Below are 793 nucleotides of genomic sequence, written 5' to 3' on the forward strand. Positions count from 1 at the left end.
AGCGTCCGGCGTCGGGACCGACTCCAGTTCGTCGCGCGCGCTCTCGGCCCACTGGTCGGCGCGCCGTTTCATCTCCTCGCGCTGTTCGGGGTCGCTCCACGAGTCGGCGATCCGCTCGCAGAGGTCGCGGAAGCCGGGCTGGTTCCGGCGCGGCTCGGGCGGGAAGTACGTCCCGACGTAGAACGGCTTGCCCTCGGGCGTACACCACGCCGAGAGCGGCCACCCGCCGCCGCCGGTGACGAGCTGGCAGACCGTCATGAACGTGCTGTCGACGTCGGGGCGCTCCTCGCGGTCGACTTTGATCGAGACGAACGACTCGTTCATCGCGGCCGCGACGGACTCGTCCTCGAAGCTCTCCTCGGCCATGACGTGACACCAGTGACACGAGGAGTAGCCGATTGAGACGAACACCGGCACGTCGTGCTCGCGGGCGCGCTCGAACGCCTCGTCGCCCCACGGCTGCCAGTTGACGGGGTTGTCGGCGTGCTGCCGGAGGTAGGGACTCGCCTCCCCGTCGAGGCGGTTCCGCTCGGTGGGCTGTGACATACGCCTGGTTCGGCCCGGCGGGGCAAAAGGCGTCCGCACCGCGACGAACGTCGGTCTCCGCCGCCCGTGATATGCGCGTTCGTGTATATCTGCGGCCACACAGAGAGTAAGGTTTACACTACCGTGCGGGAATCCGTCGGACATGACGGAGACCGTACTGCTGGTGGGGGGCGGCGGCCGCGAACACGCTATCGCCCGCGCGGTGGCCGACGACTGCGCGCTGTACGCCTGCGCGAGCGTCCGAAAT

At 68.9% G+C, this 793-nt stretch carries 2 protein-coding genes; one reads left to right on the forward strand and one right to left on the reverse strand.

All coding sequences use genetic code 11. From position 1 onward, the window contains the following. Positions 1-546 (reverse strand): thioredoxin domain-containing protein (locus tag BN903_RS04430; protein ID WP_048076572.1); only part of this gene is annotated, 546 nt, incomplete at its 3' end. Between the two features lie 142 nt (positions 547-688). On the opposite strand from BN903_RS04430, the gene BN903_RS18295 reads away from it, so the two are divergent. After that, on the forward strand, positions 689-793 hold a 105-nt coding region (locus BN903_RS18295; RefSeq protein ID WP_255331275.1), incomplete at its 3' end, for a phosphoribosylamine--glycine ligase family protein.

The sequence above is a fragment of the Halorubrum sp. AJ67 genome, from assembly GCF_000513435.1.